This is a genomic window from Halobacillus andaensis, from assembly GCF_014636475.1.
In the GTDB taxonomy this organism is placed as follows: domain Bacteria; phylum Bacillota; class Bacilli; order Bacillales; family Halobacillaceae; genus Halobacillus_A; species Halobacillus_A andaensis.
In genome coordinates this window covers 600759-621993 of record NZ_BMEL01000001.1, presented here as the reverse complement: position 1 = coordinate 621993, position 21235 = coordinate 600759, and the positions used below count along the sequence as shown (strand labels likewise).

Sequence of the window (21235 nt, the reverse complement as noted above, 5' to 3'; positions counted from 1 at the left end):
TATTGATGCATAATATCAATCCTCCTGCCTCATACTAATGATGAAAAATCATCTTGAGGAGGTACACGAAATGTCTGTACTTGACAACTTTGAGTCATGGAAAGATTTCTTGGGTGACCGTTTACATCAAGCGGAAGGACAAGGAATGGACGACCAATCTGTTTCAGAATTAGCTTACGAAATTGGTGGCTATTTAGCTACTGAGGTGGAAGCTAAGAATGACCAAGAGGCTGTTCTTCGCGAACTGTGGAATGTGGCAGATGAAAAAGAACAACACGCAATAGCTAACATGATGGTGAAACTTGTACAAAGCGAAGGGACACAATCATAAAAGTACTTAAAACCGTACGGGGTTTTCCTGTACGGTTTTTTTACTAAATCTGTTTGTAGTCTTTCTTATTAGGGTAAAATCATTTATGATATAAAAAGGGACAAATTCAAGCTATTTTTTTTACAAACTTCGACATTTTCCAGAGGAGATGGATCATGGAAAAAAAAGAATGGTATTTAGAATATGAGATCCAGTACAATCGGCCGGGCCTCCTTGGGGATATATCATCTTTATTGGGGATGATGTCCATTAATATCGTAACGATAAATGGTGTAGAGAACTCCCACAGAGGGATGCTCTTGCTTTGTAAAAGCGAAGAACAAATTATGCGATTGCGCTCTATTTTAAATACAATGGATACGATTAAAATTACTAAATTACGCAGACCGAAGTTAAGAGACCGATTAGCTGTTAGACATGGACGTTACATACATAGTGATATTGATGATAAAAAAACGTTTCGTTTTAACCGCGAAGACCTAGGGGTGCTCGTTGATTTTATGGCTGAGCTGTTTATGAAAGAGGGGCACAAGCTCATTGGTATTCGTGGAATGCCGCGTGTCGGTAAAACAGAATCAATTGTAGCGGCAAGCGTATGTGCTAATAAGCGCTGGTTGTTCGTATCAAGTACTTTATTAAAGCAAACGGTTCGTAATCAATTAATTGATGAAGAATACAATGAAGACTATTTGTATATTATAGACGGAATTGTTTCTGCTAGAAGAGCTAGTGAGAGGCACTGGCAATTAGTACGGGAAGTTATGCGTCTTCCGGCGACAAAAGTGATTGAGCATCCTGATATTTTCGTACAAGAAACGGAATATAAAATGAGTGATTTCGATTATATTATCGAACTTCGTAATAATGATGACGAAGAAATTACTTATGAAACCGTAGAAAAAGAGGCGAAAACAAATGATGGATTTTCAATGTTTGATTTTTAAATAATGGAAGGTGTTAGTTATGGAAATAGGCTCACGCCTAAGAGAAGCGAGAGAGGAAAAAGGTTTAACGCTTGAAGAAGTGCAGCGTACGACAAAGATACAAAAAAGATATCTTCAAGCCATTGAAAAAAATGAGTTTGATGTGCTTCCAGGCAAGTTTTATACAAGAGCCTTTATCAGGGAGTATGCTTCCGCTGTTGGGTTAGACCCCGAACAAGTAATGGAAGAGCATAAAAGCGAACTTCCTTCAAATGAAGAAGAACAAGTGATCACGTATAGTCGTGTTCAAAAATCAAAAAGCGAGAACCGTCCAGCTATGGGAGGCGGAATGTCTAAAGCCTTCCCAACTATTTTAACCGTTGTTCTCATCGTAGGTTTACTTTTTGTCGCCTGGTATTTTATTTTACAAGTGTCAAACCCTAATGATAGCGCTAATGAAGAGGAAAGCAGTGAAGACCAGGTGAACGTTTCTAATCCACCGGATGATGAAGACGAAAGCGATGATCAAGATTCCGCTGGTAACGAATCTGATTCTGGTGAAGGAGAAGGGGACGAAGAAGAAAGTAATGAATCAGGGTCTGAAGAAGAAGCTAATTCAGAAGACGACGCTGAAGAAGAGGAAGAAGAAGAGATGGACGTTTCCCTTGAGGAAACAGGTTCAGGGGGATTCCCAGAACATATTTATGAAATTTCTAACGCCGGCGAGAGAGAATTAACAATCGAATTCGATGGGGAAACGTATGTAGAAGTCAATGCACCTAAAGGTGGAGAAAGTCTGGCGGACGCAAGGAATTATAGCGCAGATGATGAAGACCTTAATGTGGACCTTAGTGAATTTGATGAAGTCTACATAAAAACAGGATCAGTCCCTGGGATTACAGTGAAAGTAAATGATGAAGAAATCGAATTTCCAGCTGACAACCTTACACAAAAGTTATTAATAAGGTTTGAGTAATCTGAGTTAAAAACGAAGCTGTCCTTGAAGTGAAAGAAGCACAACCACTTCTTTTATGAGGGGCAGCTTTATGTTTTATTTTAAGGAGGGTGTCTAAGAATGAATTTACCTAACAAAATTACGTTATCAAGAATTTTTTTAATCCCTGTATTTATTATTTTAATGAGTGTTCCCTTTAATTGGGGAGAAATCCAAATGGGAGAGCGTGAACTTCCTGTGGCGCATTTAGCAGGAGCGCTCTTGTTTATTATAGCTTCCACCACAGACTGGATTGATGGGTATATTGCTAGAAAATATAACCTTGTGACAAACTTAGGAAAGTTCCTTGATCCTTTAGCAGACAAATTACTTGTTAGTGCTGCGCTGATTTTACTCGTTGAAATTGGTTTAGCTCCAGCATGGATTGTTATCTTAATTATAAGCAGAGAATTTGCCGTTACAGGGCTTCGTTTAGTGGCGGCTGGTGAAGGCAGTGTTCTTGCTGCCAGTCAAATGGGGAAACTAAAGACATGGATTCAAATTATTGCCATTTCACTCCTTCTTTTGCATAACTGGCCATTTGCGTATGTTGGCTTTCCATTAGGACTAATTAGCTTATATGCTGCATTAATCATTACGGTGTATTCGGGATACGATTATTTCGCTAAAAACTGGCATGTCATGAGAGATTCAAAATGAGAATGGAAGTAATTGCTGTCGGAACAGAACTATTACTAGGCCAGATCGCAAATACAAATGCTCAGTGGATTTCTAGAGAATTAGCTCATTATGGAGCCAACATTTATCATCACAGCGTTGTGGGCGATAATCTCACGAGAGTAGTAGAGTCATTTGAACAAGCCAAGCAGCGCTCCGACGTTGTTATCGTTACAGGAGGGCTTGGTCCTACAGAAGATGATTTAACACGGGAAGCGGCTTGCGAGGTATTGCAAGATGAATTAATCGAGCATGAGCCAACCATGAACAAAATTGCTCATTTCTATAAGAAAAATGATCATCAGATGACGGAGAATAATCGCAAACAATCCCATGTGTTAAAGAAGGCGAAGGTATTAGAGAATAGTGAAGGTATGGCGCCAGGTCAAATTGTAGAAGCGAATGACGCTACGTTTATTTTTCTGCCTGGTGTCCCAGCAGAAATGAAAAGCTTGATGAATGACTTTGTTTTCACATATTTAACTGAAAAGTATCAGTTAGAAACAAAGATTAAGTCAGAAATGCTTCGCTTTATTGGGATAGGAGAGTCTACTTTAGAGGAAAAACTTAAAGATTTAATTGCTCAGCAAACCAATCCTACCATCGCTCCTTTAGCTGGAGAAGGAGATGTCGCGATTCGTTTAACGGCTTCAGGTAAGCATCCAGAACGTAAAATAGCGAATATGAAAACTTCTATTTTGGAACGGGTAGGTCATTATTATTTTGGCAGTGACAGCATCACTATTGAAGAAGCGGTTCAAGACTTATTAGTACAAAAATCACTAACCATTGGCTCAGCAGAAAGCTTAACGGGTGGGAAATTTATTGAACGGGTTATTCGTTTAACAGGTGCTTCATCTATATGTCAAGGCGGGTTAGTCGCATATACGCCTGACGCCAAGCAGCGTGTGATCCAAGTTCCAGAAGAAATTATTACAAGGCATGGAACAATAAGTTCCGAGTGTGCAGAGGAAATGGCGATTCAAGCACAAAAACTGTTGCATGTCGATATTTCTATTAGCTTCACAGGAGTAGCAGGTCCTTCTTCGAGTGAAGGTCATGAACCAGGGCTTGTTTATATTGGAATAAAGGCGAATGATGCTCCTGCTGAAGTTATTCAGTGTTACTTTGATGGAAGCCGTGATAAAATTCGCCAACGAACCGTTACCAAAGGTTTTGAATTATTATTTCATAAATTAAATTTATAATTTTTCTTGTATAAATGATTAAAAAATCAAATTTTCCCCTATATAAACTTATATTTTGACGGGAGTGGATGTTTTTAAAAAAAGGGAACATTTATTCGCTTTTTAGTTGGCAAAACATAAAAAACGAGTTATGATAGGGATAGCAATTTTGAAAGGGGAATATTATGAGTGATCGTAAGCAAGCGTTAGATATGGCTTTAAGACAAATTGAAAAACAGTTCGGAAAAGGATCCATTATGAAACTTGGGGAACAGGCGGAACAGAAGATAAACACTGTCTCAAGTGGGTCGCTCGCTCTTGATGTAGCTTTAGGTGTGGGTGGATATCCTCGCGGAAGAATTGTAGAAATATATGGACCGGAATCTTCTGGTAAAACAACTGTAGCGCTGCATGCTATTGCAGAAGCTCAAAGACAAGGTGGACAAGCGGCATTTATTGATGCAGAACATGCTCTTGATCCAGTTTACGCTCGTGCGTTAGGAGTAAACATTGAAGAGCTTTTACTATCCCAGCCTGATACTGGTGAACAGGCATTAGAAATAGCCGAAGCGTTAGTACGAAGCGGCGCTGTAGACATGGTCGTAATTGACTCTGTAGCAGCTTTAGTACCAAAGGCTGAAATCGAAGGGGAAATGGGAGACGCCCACGTAGGTTTGCAGGCTCGTTTAATGTCTCAAGCATTAAGAAAGCTATCGGGTGCTATTAATAAGTCGAAGACTACAGCGATCTTTATTAACCAAATTCGTGAAAAAGTCGGAGTCATGTTCGGTAATCCTGAAACTACTCCAGGTGGACGCGCATTAAAATTCTATTCTTCTGTTAGACTAGAAGTTCGTCGTGCGGAAACTCTTAAACAAGGAAATGAAATGGTTGGTAACAAAACAAGGTTAAAAGTTGTTAAAAACAAGGTAGCTCCTCCATTTAAGCAAGCTGAAGTGGATATTATGTACGGGGAAGGAATTTCCCGTGAAGGAGAACTTCTTGATATTGCCTCTGATCTGGATTTAGTACAAAAAAGCGGTTCATGGTATTCCTATAATAATGACCGTATGGGACAAGGCCGTGAAAATGCCAAGCAGTTCTTAAAAGAAAATGAGGAAGTTTACCAAGAGATTAAGGCTACTGTTCGTGAGCATTACGGTATGGATGACGTCCCTTTACACAAAGAAAGTAAAGCAGACAGCCAAGAATCATTGGACGTCTAAATAGAAGGAAATAAAGCAGCGACCTCTGAAAATCTATTAGATGTCGCTGCTTTTTTTGTTGGAATTGAGCAACTTTTTTGAAATTTTGAAATGAAACAGGTTTTAGGTTGCGAGGTTTCCTTGACATTACCATTCTGCAAGCATAAAATGAATGTGTATCATTTTCATATTTATACCTTTTTACCTAAATGAAATGAAACTGAAAATGAATCGTTTGTACACGCCGACAAACGGACCAAGTTTATAGCAAGAGGAGGTGAAACTATGGATATGTTATCCATCATCTTCATTTTGCTTGCCCTTATCGTCGGTTCTGTTGTTGGTTATCTCATTCGGAAATCTATTGCGGAAGCGAAAATATCTAGTGCTGAAGAACTTGCGAAGCAAATTGTAGAAGAAGGCCGTCGCAATGCCGAATCTGCAAAAAAAGAAGCGCTACTTGAAGCGAAGGAAGAAAATCAGAAATTCCGTCAAGAAGCTGAAAATGATATTCGCGAACGCCGCATGGAACTGCAGAAAACCGAAAACCGTCTAACACAGAAAGAAGAGAATCTTGATCGTAAGAGTGGAACACTAGATCAACGTGATTTATCACTCGAAAAGAAAGAGGGGACTCTTGCCGAAAGACAACAACAAATTGAAGAAATGGAAAGCAAAGTGGAAGCTATGCTTCAAGAGCAACAAACTGAACTTGAACGCATCTCCGGCTTAACTGCTGACCAGGCTAAACAAGTAATTCTTGAACGAGTCGAACAAGAAGTATCTCATGAATCAGCTCTAATGATTAAAGAAGCTGAAAATCGTGCCAAAGAGGAAGCGGATAAGAAAGCCAAGAACATTCTTTCACTTGCCCTTCAACGTTGTGCTGCTGATCACGTGGCAGAGACTACAGTTTCTGTGGTCAACTTGCCTAACGATGAAATGAAAGGCCGTATCATCGGACGTGAAGGACGTAATATCCGTACGTTAGAAACGTTAACTGGTATCGATCTAATAATTGATGATACCCCAGAAGCAGTTATTTTATCTGGGTTTGACCCAATTCGACGAGAGACAGCTCGAATGGCTTTAGAGAAACTTGTTCAGGATGGCCGTATTCACCCTGCTAGAATTGAGGAAATGGTCGATAAATCAAGACGTGAAGTCGATGATTACATTCGGGAAGTTGGGGAGGAAACCACTTTTGAAATTGGTGTCCACAACCTGCATCCAGACCTTGTGAAGATTCTAGGACGATTAAAATATCGTACAAGCTACGGTCAGAACGTCTTAAAGCATTCGACAGAAGTTGCCTATTTATCCGGGTTATTGGCTGCAGAATTAGGAGAAGATGAAACGCTCGCTCGCAGAGCAGGACTTCTTCACGATATTGGTAAAGCCATTGACCACGAAGTGGAAGGCAGTCACGTGGAGATTGGGAAAGAACTGGCTACGAAGTACAAAGAGAACGAAGTCGTCATAAACGCCATCGCTTCTCACCACGGAGACGAGGAACCTACTTCCGTAATTGCTGTACTTGTAGCAGCTGCTGATGCGTTATCTGCTGCTCGACCAGGAGCGCGAAGCGAGACGTTAGAAAATTACATTAAACGTCTTGAAAAACTTGAAGAAATTTCTGAATCCTATGATGGAGTTGAAAAGTCCTTTGCGATCCAAGCAGGACGTGAAGTTCGAATTATGGTTCGCCCGGATGAAATTGATGACCTTACCGCTACGAGTCTAGCGCGAGATATTCGAAATCGGATTGAAGATGAACTTGATTATCCAGGTCACATTAAAGTTACGGTTATTCGTGAAACACGTTCAGTGGAATATGCGAAATAAGAGATGGAGCGGTCAAATTAAATTGGCCGCTTCATTTTCATTTTTAATGCTACTAACAAAGGAGAACATACTATGAAGATAATGTTTATTGGAGATGTTGTAGGCTCACCAGGTCGTGACATGGTCGAAGAGTATTTACCAAAGCTTAAGCAAAAATACCAGCCAACGGTGACCATTATCAATGGAGAAAATGCAGCAGCCGGTAAAGGGATTACAGAAAAAATTTATCGCAGGTTTTTAGAATGTGGTGCTCAAGCTGTAACGTTAGGTAATCATGCCTGGGATAAAAAAGAAATCTTTGATTTTATTGATGAGGCAGAGTATATGGTACGTCCTGCTAACTTTCCTGAAGGCACTCCTGGCAAGGGGTTAACGTTTATTAAGACACCAAAAGCTGAAGTAGCCGTCATTAATTTACAGGGACGTACTTTTTTAACGCCAAACGATGACCCTTTTCGTAAAATTGATGAACTCATTAAAGTAGCTAAAAAAAGAACGCCGATCGTATTTTTAGATTTTCATGCAGAAGCGACGAGTGAAAAACAAGCGATGGGCTGGTACGTGGACGGCCGTCTTAGTGTTAACGTTGGCACCCATACTCACGTACAAACATCAGACGACCGAATCCTCCCTGGAGGGACAGCTTATATTACAGATGTTGGGATGACAGGCCCGTACGATGGAATTCTCGGTATGGAACGAGAAGCCGTTATGAAACGATTCCTAACAAACTTGCCCGTACGTTTTGAAGTACCAAAATCGGGAAGAACACAATTAAGTGGTGTTCTTGTAGATGTAGATGAGCAAACGGGCAAAGCAAAAAGTGTAAAACGGATTCAGATTAACGACGATCACCCGTTCTTCAGCTGATTGTTTGAATTTTGCGAAAAGTTCCTGCATAATGAAAAGGGAATATTCTACAACTCCAAGAATATAGTGGTTATGGAACAACTATAGTGAATGAAGGAGGAGCTAGTAATGGAAGTATTAAAAGTATCAGCTAAATCCGTACCTAATTCAGTAGCAGGAGCCTTGGCAAACGTAGTAAGAGAACGGGGGACAGCAGAAATACAAGCCATTGGAGCCGGTGCTTTAAATCAGGCAGTGAAAGCTGTAGCCATTGCCAGAGGATTTGTAGCACCCAGTGGAATAGACCTAATATGTATTCCCGCCTTTACCGATATTATGATTGATGAGGAGGAACGTACAGCCATTAAGCTGATTATCGAGCCTCGTTAATAATAATTTTATAATTTTAAAAAAGCCGCCGTATTCTTTTCACTACAAGGATACGGCTTTATTTGTGTTCAAATGTATTTGTGGAGTGGACAAACTAGGTTGCGTATTTTATTAAACATGATAATATGTAAATTAAATGCGGTTGTTATCATGTTTTTTATATAAAGAGGTGTTCACTGTGAACGGAAAAATGAAAGCTATTATGAAACATCATCGAGGTCCGGGTGCGGTACTTCGAGAAGTGGAAATTCCATCTATTCAAAATGATGAGGTGCTGATTAAAGTTAAGGCTACCTCTATTTGTGGTACAGATGTACATATATACAATTGGGACGACTGGTCTGCCAGCCGGGTCCATCCTCCTTATGTCTTTGGTCATGAATTCTCGGGAGAAATTGTAGAAGTAGGGGAAAAAGTGCTTAACTTCAAAATAGGCGACTATGTAAGTGCAGAAACTCATCTTGTTTGCGGTCACTGTCCTCAATGTTTAACAGGGCAATACCATATATGTGAACATACTAAAATCATAGGCGTAGATACTCAAGGCTGTTTTGCTGAGTATGTAGCCATACCAGCCACTAACCTTTGGAGAAATCCAGACCAAATGCCATCAGATATTGCCTCGATTCAAGAACCTATGGGGAATGCTGTGCACACGGTATTAAACGGTGATGTAGCTGGAAAAAGTGTAGCTGTTATAGGGTGTGGGCCCATTGGCTTAATGGCGGTCGGTGTAGCGAAGGCAGCGGGAGCTTCTCAAGTTTTTGCCTTTGATTTAAACGAATATCGCCTGAACTTAGCTAAACAAATGGGGGCAACAACTGTTGTGAATTCTGCAAAAGAAAATCCCATCGATGTGGCTAAACAACTTACGAATGGTCATGGAGTCGATGTCGTATGTGAAATGAGCGGTCATCCTGTTGCAATGGACCAGGGGTTTAAAATGATCACAAATGGAGGTCGTGTTTCGATTTTAAGTTTGCCGATCAGTCCGGTATCCATTGACATCACAAATGACATTGTATTTAAAGGGATTCAAGTGCAAGGGATTACGGGGAGAAAAATGTACGAAACATGGCAGCAAGTATCGCGCCTGTTAAACTCGGGCCAAGTAGACGTGTCACCTTTAATCACTCACCATTTCCCACTTGAAGAATTTGAAAAAGGATTTCAATTAATGAATAAAGGTACATGCGGTAAAGTCGTATTACACCCATAATTAAGGAGGATTTATATGAAGGGCTTTGAATATTTACAAGAACAGTTAGATGAAATGAAACAAGAGGGGACGTATAGAGAATTAGTTCCTTTAGAATCCGCTCAAGGTTCAAAAGTTCAAATAAAAGGAAAAGAAGTAATTCAACTTTCCTCAAATAACTATTTAGGGTTAACTTCTCATCCTAAAATGAAAGAAGCCGCAGATCAGGCAAATAAAGAATTCGGAGTTGGAACGGGATCGGTTCGTACGATTGCAGGAACATTAAAAATGCACGAAGATTTTGAAGAAAAGCTGGCTAAATTTAAACATACGGAAGCTTCTCTAGTATTTCAATCAGGTTTTACAACGAACCAAGGCATTTTATCTTCCATTTTAACTGAAAAAGATGTCGTTATTTCTGATGAATTAAACCATGCCTCTATTATCGATGGCATTCGTTTAACCAAAGCAGCGCGTAAAATCTATAAACATGTGGATATGGAATCGCTAGAGCAAGCTTTAAAAGAAAGTTCAGAATACCGTACACGTCTAGTAGTAACGGATGGTGTCTTCTCTATGGACGGAAATATAGCTCCTTTACCAGAGATTGTTGAGCTTGCAGAAAAATATGGTGCTCTTATTATGGTAGATGATGCGCATGCAAGCGGTGTGCTTGGAGATAACGGCCGCGGTACGGTAAATCATTTTAACTTAGATGGCCGTGTTCATATTCAAGTAGGAACGTTAAGTAAAGCCATTGGAGTGTTAGGTGGATACGCCGCGAGTACAAAGACCCTTAGAGAGTATTTAATTCATAAAGGGCGTCCATTCTTATTTAGTACGTCTCATCCGCCTGCAGTAACGGCAGCAAATGACGCTGCTATTGATGTGCTGCTTGATGAACCTGAATTGATTGATAAGTTATGGGAGAACACTAAATTCTTTAAAAAAGGTTTGAAAGATTTAGGATTTGATACGGGAATTAGTGAAACACCAATTACACCTGTAATGATCGGTGATGATGCGCTCACTCATAAGTTCTCAGATGAATTATTTGAAGAAGGGGTTTTTGCTCAAGGCATCGTATTCCCAACAGTGCAACGCGGCAAGGGGAGGATTCGCACGATTGTAACAGCGGAGCATTCAAAAGAAGAATTACAGGAAGCCCTTCACGCCTTTGAAAAGGTCGCTAAAAAATTAAATGTTTTATAAATGATGAAGAAAAGCCACAATGATGATAAAGGTCGTTGTGGTTTTTTTGAGACAATTTTTGCAATGCTCTTAAAAAGTAAGGCGAAAATTGATATAATAATACAGTTACAAAGCTCTCATTGAAAGGAGATCGCTATGAACGAACAACAGCGAAAAGAAATGTCGCATATTCAGCAGGGGGAGCCAGCGGACGTAAAATCCGATCAGGACAACCTGGAGCGACTAAAAGATAAAAGCAGCGAAGATTTCATGAAATATTTTGAAACGACATATCAGCCTCCTTCTTTAAGAAAAGCGCAGCGCCGACGCAAAGAAGATGTCCAAATTCATTACGACTTTAAAATTCCAGAAGATATGGAAGAGGCAGGCAATGGCCGCAAGTACATGATCCGTACGTACGGATGTCAAATGAACGAGCACGACACAGAGGTCATGGCCGGTATTTTTGAAGAGATGGGTTATGAGTCTACAACCGATACAAAAGAAGCTGATATTATATTATTAAACACTTGTGCGATTAGGGAAAATGCTGAAAACAAAGTGTTTGGTGAAATTGGCCACTTAAAGCCATTAAAGCTGGAAAATCCAGATTTAATTATCGGGATCTGCGGCTGTATGTCTCAGGAAGAATCGGTCGTTAATCGTATTCTCAAAAAACACCCTTTCATCGATTTAATCTTTGGAACACATAACATTCACCGTTTACCCCAACTCGTTAAAGAAGCGATGTTCGGAAAAGAAATGGTAATTGACGTTTGGTCTAAAGAAGGGGATATCATTGAGAACCTTCCAAGATCACGCAAAGGTAAAATAAAGGGCTGGGTTAATATTATGTACGGATGTGATAAGTTCTGTACATACTGTATCGTTCCATACACACGAGGCAAGGAACGCAGCCGCTTACCTGAGGATATTATACAAGAAGTTCGTCATTTGGCGGCTCAAGGCTATAAAGAAGTGACATTGCTAGGTCAGAACGTCAATGCCTACGGAAAAGACTTAGAGATGAATTATGGCTTAGGAGATCTGATGGATGAACTTCGATCTATAGATATTCCGCGAGTCCGTTTTACTACATCACACCCAAGAGATTTCGATGATCGCTTGATTGATGTACTAGCTAAAGGCGGTAATATGCTTGATCACATTCATTTGCCTGTACAATCAGGTAACTCAGATATCTTGAAAATTATGGGACGCAAATATTCACGCGAGGAATATTTGGAACTTGTAAGAAAGATTCGTACAGCTATGCCTGATGCTACTTTAACAACAGATATTATCGTAGGTTTCCCTAATGAAACCGAAGAGCAGTTTGAAGATACGCTATCATTAGTTGAAGAGGTAGGATTTGAAGCCGCCTATACCTTTATTTATTCTCCGAGGGATGGCACTCCTGCGGCTCGAATGCAAGACAACGTTTCGATGGACGTGAAGAAAAATCGCCTGCACCGCTTAAATGAAATTGTTAACCGCCAGGCGGCTGAATCAATGAAAAAATATGAAGGCGAAATCGTTGAGGTTCTTGTTGAAGGGGAGAGTAAGAAAAATAAAGATGTTCTCGCCGGATACACGAAACGAAATAAAATGGTGAACTTTAGAGGGCCGCGTTCTTCCATCGGCCGTCTTGTTAAGGTGCGAATTACAGAAACTAAAACTTGGTCTCTCAACGGAGAAATGGTTGAAGAAACGGCAGAGGTGAAATAAATGGCTCAATATACAAGAAAACAAGTTGTGGATGAAGCGCATAAACTAGCTAAAATGATCGCAGACATCGAAGAGATTGACCGTTTTAAGCAAATTGAAGCGAAGCTGAACGAAAATCAAAAGGTACAATCCCATATTAAGAAAATTAAAGCATTGCAAAAGCAAGCGGTGAATTTTCAAGCGTATGGAAAGTCAGAAGCCTTAGAACGAATTGAAAAAGAAATTGATCGTCTACAAGATGAGCTTGATGCGATTCCGGTTGTTGCGGAATTTAAAGAAACACAGATGGTTATTAATGATATTTTACAAATGATTTCAAGTACCATCTCCCGTGAAGTAACGAATGAAGTTATCCGCTCTACTGGTGGAGATGTGCTTAGCGGAGAGACAGGAACGAAAAAAGATAACAGCTCTTGCAGCCATTAAATACACGGATCCGTTAGATAAACTTTTATCTAACGGATTTTTTTGTACAATTTTATAGGCTAGTGCATAGAATGAAATACAAACGTCCTTAAGTCATCGAGAATTTTGTTCACCATTTGCCCAATTCCGCATAGGATGAGTGGTAGAATAAGGAGGAGTGTTTCCTATGTCATTTTTCGAACGCGAATACAGAGAAATTATTACGAAGGCGGTTTGTGGAAAAGGAAAAAAATTCGTTGAAGCTACCCACACTATCAGTCCTTCGCATCGGCCGACCAGCATACTTGGTTGTTGGGTAATTAATCATATTTACAATGCCAAGAAAAAGGGGGAGCATGTAGAAGTTTCCGGCAGCTATGACATTAACGTCTGGTATTCGTATAATGATAATACGAAAACAGAAGTTGTCACAGAACGTGTAAACTATTGCGATAGTGTTCCCCTCGTTGTCAAAGATGAAAATTGCATTAATGACCACGTAGAAGTTATTGCTAAAGCCGTACAGCAGCCAAACTGCTTAGAGTGTAAAATTGCAGCTCAAGGTCAAAAAATCGTTGTTGAAGTAGAAAGAGAATTTTTAGTGGATGTTATAGGGGAAACGAAACTATGTGTTCGTGTAGATCCAGAGGGCTGCGATGATGATTGTGATTTTGACTATGAGCTATCATCCGATGATTTTTCAGGAATAGAAACTGATTTCTTACCAAGTAGCAGCAGCAGTAGCAGCAGCCATCATAAAGATTAATATTCATGTCCTTGCTGATTCAGCGGGGCATTTTTTTTTGACTTCTTTAAGACGTTATGTTCGTTAAATAACTTGATTCATAGGGGTTGAATCAGTGTGATATAATGTTTCTATCTGATGTCAAAACTCTTCGAGTGGAAGGCATCAATTTACGTTCGGTTTTGGAGGATTTATTATGGCTCAATATACACCTATGATGCAGCAATATTTAAAGATAAAATCACAACAAAAAGATGCTTTTTTATTTTTTAGATTGGGAGATTTTTATGAAATGTTCTTTGATGATGCTCTTAAAGCATCACAAGAACTGGAAATAACTCTAACAAGTAGAGATGGCGGGGGAGAAGACCGTATTCCAATGTGCGGCGTTCCTTATCATTCAGCTGAAAATTACATAAAACAATTGATTGAGAAAGGCTTTAAAGTTGCGATTTGTGAACAAGTTGAAGATCCTAAGACTGCGAAAGGCGTCGTGAAACGTGAAGTTGTCCAGCTTATTACACCTGGGACTGTAATGGAAGGAAGTATGCTGGATGAAAAAGAAAATAACTACTTAGCTTCAGTTAGTGAATTCGAAGATGGAATTTACACAGTGAGTTACAATGATTTAACGACTGGAGAAAATAGTGTGGCCATGTTGTCGGAAGGATTCGACGCTGTTTTAAGCGAGTTATTTAATCGACCCGTGAAAGAAGTGGTCGTAGACGAAACTTTAGATGAAGCGAAGCAGCAAATGTTTAAAGATCGACTTGGGCTCACTATATCTTTTAGCAATCAAACAACGATCCAAGAATCTTTTCAAAGTTTAGTTGAAAATATCCAAAATGATAAATGCAGGGAAGGATTCGGTCGTTTACTCAATTATATTGAGCATACTCAAAAGCGTTCGCTCGATCATCTGCGCCCTGTTAAAATGATTGAATTAAAGAAATATATGTCCTTAGACATGTATTCCAAGCGTAATTTAGAGCTGATGGAAACGATGAGGAAACAAGGAAAGAAAGGCAGCTTATTAGCCGTTTTGGACCAGACGATGACAGCTATGGGATCTAGGACATTAAAGAAATGGCTGGAAAGGCCTTTGCTTTCAATCGATGAAATAACGCTCAGACACGAACAAGTGGAAGGGTTGCTTGATCAATTTTTTGAAAGAGAAACATTACGTGACCAATTGAAGTCAGTGTACGATCTCGAACGTCTAGCGGGCCGGGTAGCTTACGGAAATGTAAATGCCAGAGACTTAATTCAATTAAAGCAATCCTTGACGGCTGTTCCTCAATTGTTAGAAACGCTGCAGCAATTTAATCATAAAGCCGTGCACTATCTCTATGAGGCTATTAATCCATTAACCGAGTTAAAGGATTTATTGGAAGATAGCTTGTTAGATGATCCTCCTATCCATATTAGTGAAGGAGGGATGATTCAGGATGGCTATCACCCTCAACTTGACGAATATCGGGATGCCTCTAAGAATGGAAAGCAGTGGATTGCTGAATTAGAAGCGAAGGAACGTAAAGAAACGGGCATTAAATCGTTAAAGATTGGTTATAACCGTGTATTTGGTTATTATATCGAGGTCACAAAGGCTAACATCCAACACTTACCCGAAGGTCGATACGAAAGAAAACAAACCTTGACCAATGCGGAACGTTATATTACCCCAGAGCTTAAAGAAAAAGAAGCGTTAATTCTTGAAGCTCAAGAGAAAAGTGTAGAGTTAGAATATCATTTATTTACCGAGCTTAGAGAAAAGGTAAAGCAATTTGTAGGAAAGCTGCAAATCTTAGCTGAGCAAATTAGTCGAATAGACGTGCTCCAAGGATTTGCTCAGCTTGCTGATCAATACGGATACCATCGTCCTGAGTTTAATAATCATCGTGTAGTCGACGTAAAACAAGGAAGGCATCCTGTCGTTGAACAAGTAATGGAAGGGGAATCATTTGTACCTAACGATATTTTTATGGATGAATCTAAAGATGTATTGTTGATTACAGGGCCTAATATGTCCGGTAAAAGCACGTATATGCGTCAGCTCGCGTTAACATCGATTATGGCGCAGATGGGGAGTTTTGTACCTTGTGAACAAGCAAATCTTCCTGTATTTGACCAAATTTTCACGAGAATTGGAGCGGCAGATGATTTAGTTTCAGGACAAAGTACGTTTATGGTAGAAATGCTTGAAGCAAACCACGCGCTTACTCATGCCACCGAGAACAGCTTAATTTTGCTTGATGAAATCGGGAGAGGGACAAGTACGTATGATGGAATGGCTTTAGCGCAAGCCATTGTTGAACACATTCACGAAAGTATTCGTGCTAAAACGCTATTTTCTACCCATTATCACGAACTGACTACTTTAGAAGAGGAGTTAGCCCGATTAAAGAACATTCACGTAAAAGCTGAAGAATATGAAGGCAACGTTATATTCCTCCATCAAATTCAAGAAGGAGCAGCTGATGAAAGTTACGGTATCCATGTAGCCAAGCTGGCTGAGCTGCCTGATACACTGATCAATCGAGCGACCACTCTGCTTCATGAATTAGAAAGCAATCGTCGAGAGGAAACTGACGAAGAACAGCTTAGTTTATTTGTAGAAGAAGAAAAAGTAACACCAAAACCACAGACTTCTAAGGTAGAATCTCGATTACAAAATTTAAATTTAATGGAACTGACTCCGATGGACGCGATGAATGAGCTTTATCAAATGCAAAAACAATTAAAAAAGAAATAATCCTTTGAGCAAGGAGGAAGGGAGGATCATACGTTGACTGCTATTCAATTAATGCCGGATCACTTAGCGAACAAAATTGCAGCAGGAGAGGTCGTTGAACGACCTTCTTCTGTAGTTAAAGAGTTAGTGGAAAATTGCATTGATGCTAATAGCACGTGGATTGAGATCAAACTTCTTGAAGCGGGCTTACAGCGGATTCGAGTTACGGATAACGGCGACGGCATGGATGAGGAAAATACGAAGCGAGCTTTCTTTAGACACGCTACAAGCAAAATTCAAAGTGAACACGACCTGTTTCACGTGCGCACTCTTGGCTTTAGGGGCGAGGCTTTAGCAAGTATTGCAGCAGTCAGCCGGTTAACCATTCAGACCTCTCAAGGTCAAGAGGCGGGTACGAAATTAGAACTAGCTGGTGGAGAGGTACGAAAAGAAGGTAAGTGCGATGCGCGGAAAGGAACGGACATAACAGTAGATGAACTGTTCTATAATACACCTGCGAGATTGAAATATATGAAGACGATTCATACGGAACTTGGCCATATTACCGATGTTTTAAACCGTATGGCTTTAGCTCATCCAGAAATTAAATTCACGTGTAAACATAATGATAAGGAATTATTCCGTACCAATGGACGGGGCGATGTCTTACAAGTAGCGGCTCAAATTTACGGAATGAACGTAGCGCGAAAAATGATTCCGATCCAAGCCGAAACGAAAGACTTTCGTATAAGTGGCTATATTGCAAAACCAGAAGTCTATCGTGCGTCTAGAAGTTACATTTCAACCATCATTAATGGTCGTTACATTCGTAATATTGTTTTAAATAAAGCCATTTTAGAAGGCTATCACACATTATTACCCATCGGTAAAAGCCCGATTGTTGTATTAAATATAGAAATGGATCCTATTCTGGTAGATGTAAACGTCCATCCAGCAAAACTTGAAGTGAGATTTAGTAAAGAAAAAGAAATTTATGATTTATTAGAGCAAACCATTCGAGCCGCATTTCGTCAGCAGACACTTATCCCGAAAGTTGAGAATAAACCAGCTAAGAAAGAAAAGCCTTCGCAAAAACAAGAAAGCTTGCAACTTTATGAATCGGCTCCAGAGCGTATAAAAGAAAGCACGTTAAACGCTTCTTTTTCAACTCCACACCCAATCAATGAAGAAGACGAGAGAAAGGTTAACTCGTCGACGTCGACTGTTACTGTTGAAAATGAGAAAGATGATGAGTTTATCTTGAACAAAGAAGAAGAATCACCGCGTGATCCAGAAGAGCAAAAACGAGAAGAAGCATCGGATAAGCGCGTACCTGTAATGCATCCGATTGGTCAATTGCACGGCACCTACATCCTGGCCCAAAATGAGGAAGGAATGTATATCATTGACCAGCATGCTGCGCAAGAACGCATTAAATATGAATTCTTTAAAGAAAAAATTGGTCAAGTTGATCACGAAGTTCAAGAACTCTTAGTCCCTATGACGTTTGATTTTCAAAGACATGAAGCTTTAAAAATTGAAGAATTTCAAAGCGAGTTTGAAAAAGTGGGTCTTTTCTTTGAATCATTTGGCGAAAATAGTTATATTGTCCGATCTCACCCTCAATGGTTTCCGAAAGGCTTTGAAGAGGAAGTGATTCAGGATATGGTTGATCAATTAATGAGAGAAAATAAAATTGATATAGCCAAATTAAGAGAAGAAGCAGCGATCCTCATGTCGTGTAAGCGATCAATTAAAGCCAACCATTATTTAAACCATAATGACATGTTCCAGCTCCTAGAAGAGCTTAGGAATTCTACTGATCCATTTACGTGTCCTCATGGAAGACCAATTATTGTATTCTTTTCAGAGTATGAAATGGAAAAAATGTTTAAACGTGTGATGTAAGATAAATAACAAAAAAAGCGCGGCTCTTAATAGAGCCGCGCTTTTTTTGTTTACATAATGATATTATGATGGGTGATTTTGCTGCAAAAGAAATTTAAAATAATTTTCAATCTGGTGAATCTCTTCAGGTTGAACCTTTAGCCAAGATTGCTTATCAAAAATTACCGAACGATCAAACCCTTTATCTTCAAGAAATTGTTTGATTTCCCTCATCTCATCTTCCATTTCGTCACTTAATCCAAGTAAGTAGTCTGCTGTCGTATGAAGGGCATGGGCAATTTTGGACAAATCCTCTAAGTCAGGGGAGGTATACTGACGCTCCCAATTCGAAACAACTTGCGCGGAGACACCAACTTTATCGGCTAACATCGTTTGCGTTAGACGGCGCTTCTTACGTAAGGAACGAATTCGCTGATTAACCACTTCATACTCCTCCTTTTCTATATATTATCACAAAACTAACGAAAGTCGATACATAAACTAACGAAAACTTTTAGTTATACTAACGGATTCCGTTAGTAATAGTAACGGAATCCGTTAGTTTTGGCCGCGAGGTAGCATTGTAGAGCGATTCATGTATAATGGAGTTGGAATGAAAAAGGAGTGAATAATTTGAAGCCGCAAGTGATTAGTATCGTAGGTCCAACAGCGGTTGGAAAATCCGAGTTAGCTGTACAGGTTGCCCATCACTTTAATGGTGAAGTGATCAGCGGGGATTCCATGCAAATTTATAAATCGATGGATATTGGAACAGCTAAAGTTACAGAAAAAGAGATGGAAGGTATTCCTCACCACATGATTAACATTAAAGAGCCAAATGAATCTTTTTCAGTAGCTGAATTTCAAGAAAGAGTCAGCCTGTTAATAGATGAAATTACTGCACGGCATCGCCTCCCCATTATTGTTGGCGGAACAGGTTTGTACATACAAGCAGCATTGTATGACTTTAATTTTTCTAATGAAAAACGAAATCCTGACGTTGTAGAAAAATTAGAGCAAGAAGCCGAAGAGCATGGGATTGAATCTTTATATAGAAGGCTGAAAACCATTGATCCAGCCCAGGCAGAGAAAATGCACCCTAATAATAAAAGAAGAGTCATAAGAGCTCTTGAGGTGTATGAAACCACCGGACAAACATTGAGTGGAAATCACGACAAACAGACCCAAGACTCACCCTATACTCCTCTTTTAATTGGTCTTGAAATGGAACGAGCCGTTTTGTATGATCGCATAAACACCAGGGTAGATGTAATGCTTAAACGAGGATTAGAGGAAGAAGTCCGATCTCTTTATGCACGAGGGTTTGAGGATTGCCAATCAATGAAAGCAATTGGCTATAAGGAGTTTATTCCTTATTTTAAAGGTGAATACAGTTATGAGCGTGCTGTAGAGCTCTTAAAGAGAAATTCCAGACGGTACGCGAAAAGGCAGTTTACCTATTTTAAAAATAAGCTCAACGTACGATGGTATAATGTAAATCCGCTGAAAAAATATGATAAAAATGAAAAAATTTTGGCGGAATTAGCAGGAATGCTCGAAGAAACCTAGAATGGTAATAATATAGATAGAAAAGAGGAGGAAGATGTATGGCACAGTCAGTAAATATTCAAGACAATTACTTAAATCAATTAAGAAAAGAGAGGGTTCAAGTTACCGTCTTTCTACTTAATGGCTTCCAATTAAGAGGTGTTATTAAAGCTTTTGATAATTTCACCGTTATGCTCGAAACAGATGGAAAGCAGCAGCTCATCTTCAAGCATGCGATTTCCACGTTTGCACCCGCAAAAAATATTGCCCTCGATAAAGAGCAATAATACAAGCCGTTGCTTATGCACAACGGTTTATCGTATATACTAAAAAACGAGCGCTCGTTCAGCGCTCGTTTTTCTATGGTTGAATAGGCATTTGTCACGATTTTTCTTTTCTAGCGTATGATACATGGAAGCTAGGAGGGATCTGCATGAGTCAACAAGCGAAATTAGGGAGTCAAAATAAAATTAACATTGTACTTAAGCAAGACTATAGAACAAGTGAAGCTGCTGGGCAGCCATCAATACAAAAGGTTAATCCCCCTTATTTTCGTTTTATCGAGAATTACTTCTCATCCATCGTTGGGTTAAATGATCTTAAACATCAAATTAAGGAGATCTACGCTCAAGTATTAATCGAACAGAAACGCAAGGAAATCGGACTGAAAAACAATCACCAAGTATGGCATATGATCTTTAAAGGGAATCCTGGAACAGGAAAAACAACAGTAGCAAGAAAAGTAGCTCAGCTATTTCAAGAGATGAACGTTTTGGAAAGTGGTCATCTTATCGAAGCTGATCGTGGAGAATTAGTCGGTGAGTATATTGGTCATACGGCTCAAAAAACAAAAGATTTAATAACGAAATCTCTCGGAGGGATCTTATTTATAGATGAAGCTTATTCCTTAGCTCGAGGCGGCGAGAAGGATTTTGGTAAAGAAGCGATTGATACGCTTGTTAAATGTATGGAAGATTACCATGACCAACTCATTATAATATTGGCTGGATATCCCATTGAAATGGAAGACTTCCTTAATATGAATCCTGGATTAGCTTCGCGATTTCCACTCCAGCTGAATTTTCACGATTATTCCGCAAATGAACTGTCTGCCATCGCTAAAGTTATGCTTAGAGAAAAGGACTACGTACTAACGCATCAAGCAGAAAGAAAATTATATGATCATTTAGCAGAGGTGAGCTATGATCCCCCTCGAAACTTTGCCAATGCAAGGTATGTGAGAAATCTTATTGAGGATGCGATTCGAAAACATGCGTATCGATTGGCAAATCGGGTAGACTGGAATAAAAAAGACTTAATGATGTTAGAGCCATCTGACTTCCATTTCGACTCATTCGATTAGATAGAGCATCCAATCTGCTAAAAAAGGTGGTAGAAAA

20 protein-coding genes are annotated in these 21235 nt (G+C 39.6%); 19 read left to right on the top strand and 1 reads right to left on the bottom strand.

Annotated features, from left to right (window positions below; translation table 11 throughout):
* The first annotated feature begins 70 nt into the window (after window positions 1-70).
* The 16 genes from IEV27_RS03245 (at window position 71) to mutL (ending at window position 18308) form a co-directional block, all read left to right on the top strand.
* On the top strand, window positions 71-331 hold the full coding sequence (locus IEV27_RS03245) for a DUF3243 domain-containing protein (protein ID WP_188376011.1): 261 nt from the start codon (window positions 71-73) through the stop codon (window positions 329-331).
* Window positions 332-486: 155 nt separating this feature from the next.
* On the top strand, window positions 487-1275 hold the full coding sequence (locus tag IEV27_RS03240) for a DUF3388 domain-containing protein (protein WP_188376010.1): 789 nt from the start codon (window positions 487-489) through the stop codon (window positions 1273-1275).
* 19 nt (window positions 1276-1294) lie between these two features.
* Window positions 1295-2230, top strand: a complete 936-nt coding sequence (locus tag IEV27_RS03235; protein ID WP_188376009.1) for a helix-turn-helix domain-containing protein — start codon at window positions 1295-1297, stop codon at window positions 2228-2230.
* A gap of 99 nt (window positions 2231-2329) precedes the next feature.
* On the top strand, window positions 2330-2908 hold the full coding sequence (gene pgsA, locus IEV27_RS03230) for a CDP-diacylglycerol--glycerol-3-phosphate 3-phosphatidyltransferase (RefSeq protein ID WP_188376008.1): 579 nt from the start codon (window positions 2330-2332) through the stop codon (window positions 2906-2908).
* On the top strand, window positions 2905-4134 hold the full coding sequence (locus IEV27_RS03225) for a competence/damage-inducible protein A (RefSeq protein WP_188376007.1): 1230 nt from the start codon (window positions 2905-2907) through the stop codon (window positions 4132-4134). The genes pgsA and IEV27_RS03225 overlap by 4 nt, the downstream gene beginning before the upstream one ends.
* Before the next feature lie 164 nt (window positions 4135-4298).
* Complete coding sequence (gene recA, locus IEV27_RS03220) at window positions 4299-5339, top strand: recombinase RecA (RefSeq protein WP_188376006.1); 1041 nt, start codon at window positions 4299-4301, stop codon at window positions 5337-5339.
* Window positions 5340-5603: 264 nt separating this feature from the next.
* On the top strand, window positions 5604-7163 hold the full coding sequence (rny, locus tag IEV27_RS03215) for a ribonuclease Y (RefSeq protein ID WP_188376005.1): 1560 nt from the start codon (window positions 5604-5606) through the stop codon (window positions 7161-7163).
* Window positions 7164-7235: 72 nt separating this feature from the next.
* Entirely contained in the window at window positions 7236-8033 is a 798-nt protein-coding gene (ymdB, locus tag IEV27_RS03210; protein WP_188376004.1) for a 2',3'-cyclic-nucleotide 2'-phosphodiesterase, read from the top strand.
* Window positions 8034-8141: 108 nt separating this feature from the next.
* Window positions 8142-8402, top strand: coding sequence for a stage V sporulation protein S (locus IEV27_RS03205; RefSeq protein WP_188376003.1), 261 nt, complete (start codon window positions 8142-8144; stop codon window positions 8400-8402).
* Window positions 8403-8580: 178 nt separating this feature from the next.
* Window positions 8581-9621, top strand: coding sequence for an L-threonine 3-dehydrogenase (tdh, locus tag IEV27_RS03200; RefSeq protein WP_188376002.1), 1041 nt, complete (start codon window positions 8581-8583; stop codon window positions 9619-9621).
* 15 nt (window positions 9622-9636) lie between these two features.
* A complete protein-coding gene (locus tag IEV27_RS03195; protein ID WP_188376001.1) occupies window positions 9637-10812 on the top strand; it encodes a glycine C-acetyltransferase in 1176 nt (391 codons plus the stop codon).
* 135 nt (window positions 10813-10947) lie between these two features.
* A complete protein-coding gene (miaB, locus tag IEV27_RS03190; RefSeq protein ID WP_188376000.1) occupies window positions 10948-12519 on the top strand; it encodes a tRNA (N6-isopentenyl adenosine(37)-C2)-methylthiotransferase MiaB in 1572 nt (523 codons plus the stop codon).
* Window positions 12520-12945: a YlbF/YmcA family competence regulator gene (locus IEV27_RS03185; RefSeq protein ID WP_188375999.1), complete on the top strand. Its 426-nt coding sequence runs from the start codon at window positions 12520-12522 to the stop codon at window positions 12943-12945. It begins immediately after the preceding gene.
* A gap of 166 nt (window positions 12946-13111) precedes the next feature.
* Complete coding sequence (locus IEV27_RS03180; protein ID WP_188375998.1) at window positions 13112-13690, top strand: outer spore coat protein CotE; 579 nt, start codon at window positions 13112-13114, stop codon at window positions 13688-13690.
* A gap of 175 nt (window positions 13691-13865) precedes the next feature.
* Window positions 13866-16421 carry a DNA mismatch repair protein MutS gene (mutS, locus tag IEV27_RS03175; protein ID WP_188375997.1) on the top strand — a complete coding sequence of 852 codons (2556 nt, stop codon included), beginning with the start codon at window positions 13866-13868 and terminating at the stop codon, window positions 16419-16421.
* A 51-nt stretch (window positions 16422-16472) separates the two neighbouring features.
* Window positions 16473-18308, top strand: coding sequence for a DNA mismatch repair endonuclease MutL (gene mutL, locus IEV27_RS03170; RefSeq protein ID WP_373868074.1), 1836 nt, complete (start codon window positions 16473-16475; stop codon window positions 18306-18308).
* A 63-nt stretch (window positions 18309-18371) separates the two neighbouring features.
* On the opposite strand, the gene IEV27_RS03165 is transcribed toward mutL, so the two are convergent.
* A complete protein-coding gene (locus IEV27_RS03165; protein ID WP_188375995.1) occupies window positions 18372-18731 on the bottom strand; it encodes a helix-turn-helix domain-containing protein in 360 nt (119 codons plus the stop codon).
* 189 nt (window positions 18732-18920) lie between these two features.
* Here IEV27_RS03165 and miaA point away from each other — a divergent pair, with 189 nt between their 5' ends.
* The 3 genes from miaA to IEV27_RS03150 all read left to right on the top strand — a co-directional run bounded on the left by miaA (window position 18921) and on the right by IEV27_RS03150 (window position 21198).
* Complete coding sequence (miaA, locus tag IEV27_RS03160; protein WP_188375994.1) at window positions 18921-19856, top strand: tRNA (adenosine(37)-N6)-dimethylallyltransferase MiaA; 936 nt, start codon at window positions 18921-18923, stop codon at window positions 19854-19856.
* A gap of 38 nt (window positions 19857-19894) precedes the next feature.
* On the top strand, window positions 19895-20122 hold the full coding sequence (gene hfq / locus IEV27_RS03155) for an RNA chaperone Hfq (RefSeq protein ID WP_188375993.1): 228 nt from the start codon (window positions 19895-19897) through the stop codon (window positions 20120-20122).
* Window positions 20123-20268: 146 nt separating this feature from the next.
* Window positions 20269-21198 (top strand): AAA family ATPase, encoded by a 930-nt coding sequence (locus IEV27_RS03150; RefSeq protein ID WP_188375992.1) that lies wholly within the window; start codon window positions 20269-20271, stop codon window positions 21196-21198.
* Window positions 21199-21235: the final 37 nt, after the last annotated feature.

Bases quoted from the DNA above. Each gene is read 5' to 3' on its own strand.
- mutS (WP_188375997.1), top strand. From the start codon at position 13,866: ATGGCTCAATATACACCTATGATGCAGCAATATTTAAAGATAAAATCA.
- IEV27_RS03235 (WP_188376009.1), top strand. From the start codon at position 1,295: ATGGAAATAGGCTCACGCCTAAGAGAAGCGAGAGAGGAAAAAGGTTTA.
- rny (WP_188376005.1), top strand. From the start codon at position 5,604: ATGGATATGTTATCCATCATCTTCATTTTGCTTGCCCTTATCGTCGGT.
- mutL (WP_373868074.1), top strand. From the start codon at position 16,473: ATGCCGGATCACTTAGCGAACAAAATTGCAGCAGGAGAGGTCGTTGAA.
- IEV27_RS03150 (WP_188375992.1), top strand. From the start codon at position 20,269: ATGAGTCAACAAGCGAAATTAGGGAGTCAAAATAAAATTAACATTGTA.
- miaB (WP_188376000.1), top strand. From the start codon at position 10,948: ATGAACGAACAACAGCGAAAAGAAATGTCGCATATTCAGCAGGGGGAG.
- IEV27_RS03205 (WP_188376003.1), top strand. From the start codon at position 8,142: ATGGAAGTATTAAAAGTATCAGCTAAATCCGTACCTAATTCAGTAGCA.
- IEV27_RS03240 (WP_188376010.1), top strand. From the start codon at position 487: ATGGAAAAAAAAGAATGGTATTTAGAATATGAGATCCAGTACAATCGG.
- recA (WP_188376006.1), top strand. From the start codon at position 4,299: ATGAGTGATCGTAAGCAAGCGTTAGATATGGCTTTAAGACAAATTGAA.
- IEV27_RS03185 (WP_188375999.1), top strand. From the start codon at position 12,520: ATGGCTCAATATACAAGAAAACAAGTTGTGGATGAAGCGCATAAACTA.
- IEV27_RS03180 (WP_188375998.1), top strand. From the start codon at position 13,112: ATGTCATTTTTCGAACGCGAATACAGAGAAATTATTACGAAGGCGGTT.
- IEV27_RS03195 (WP_188376001.1), top strand. From the start codon at position 9,637: ATGAAGGGCTTTGAATATTTACAAGAACAGTTAGATGAAATGAAACAA.
- IEV27_RS03245 (WP_188376011.1), top strand. From the start codon at position 71: ATGTCTGTACTTGACAACTTTGAGTCATGGAAAGATTTCTTGGGTGAC.
- hfq (WP_188375993.1), top strand. From the start codon at position 19,895: ATGGCACAGTCAGTAAATATTCAAGACAATTACTTAAATCAATTAAGA.
- ymdB (WP_188376004.1), top strand. From the start codon at position 7,236: ATGAAGATAATGTTTATTGGAGATGTTGTAGGCTCACCAGGTCGTGAC.
- IEV27_RS03225 (WP_188376007.1), top strand. From the start codon at position 2,905: ATGAGAATGGAAGTAATTGCTGTCGGAACAGAACTATTACTAGGCCAG.
- pgsA (WP_188376008.1), top strand. From the start codon at position 2,330: ATGAATTTACCTAACAAAATTACGTTATCAAGAATTTTTTTAATCCCT.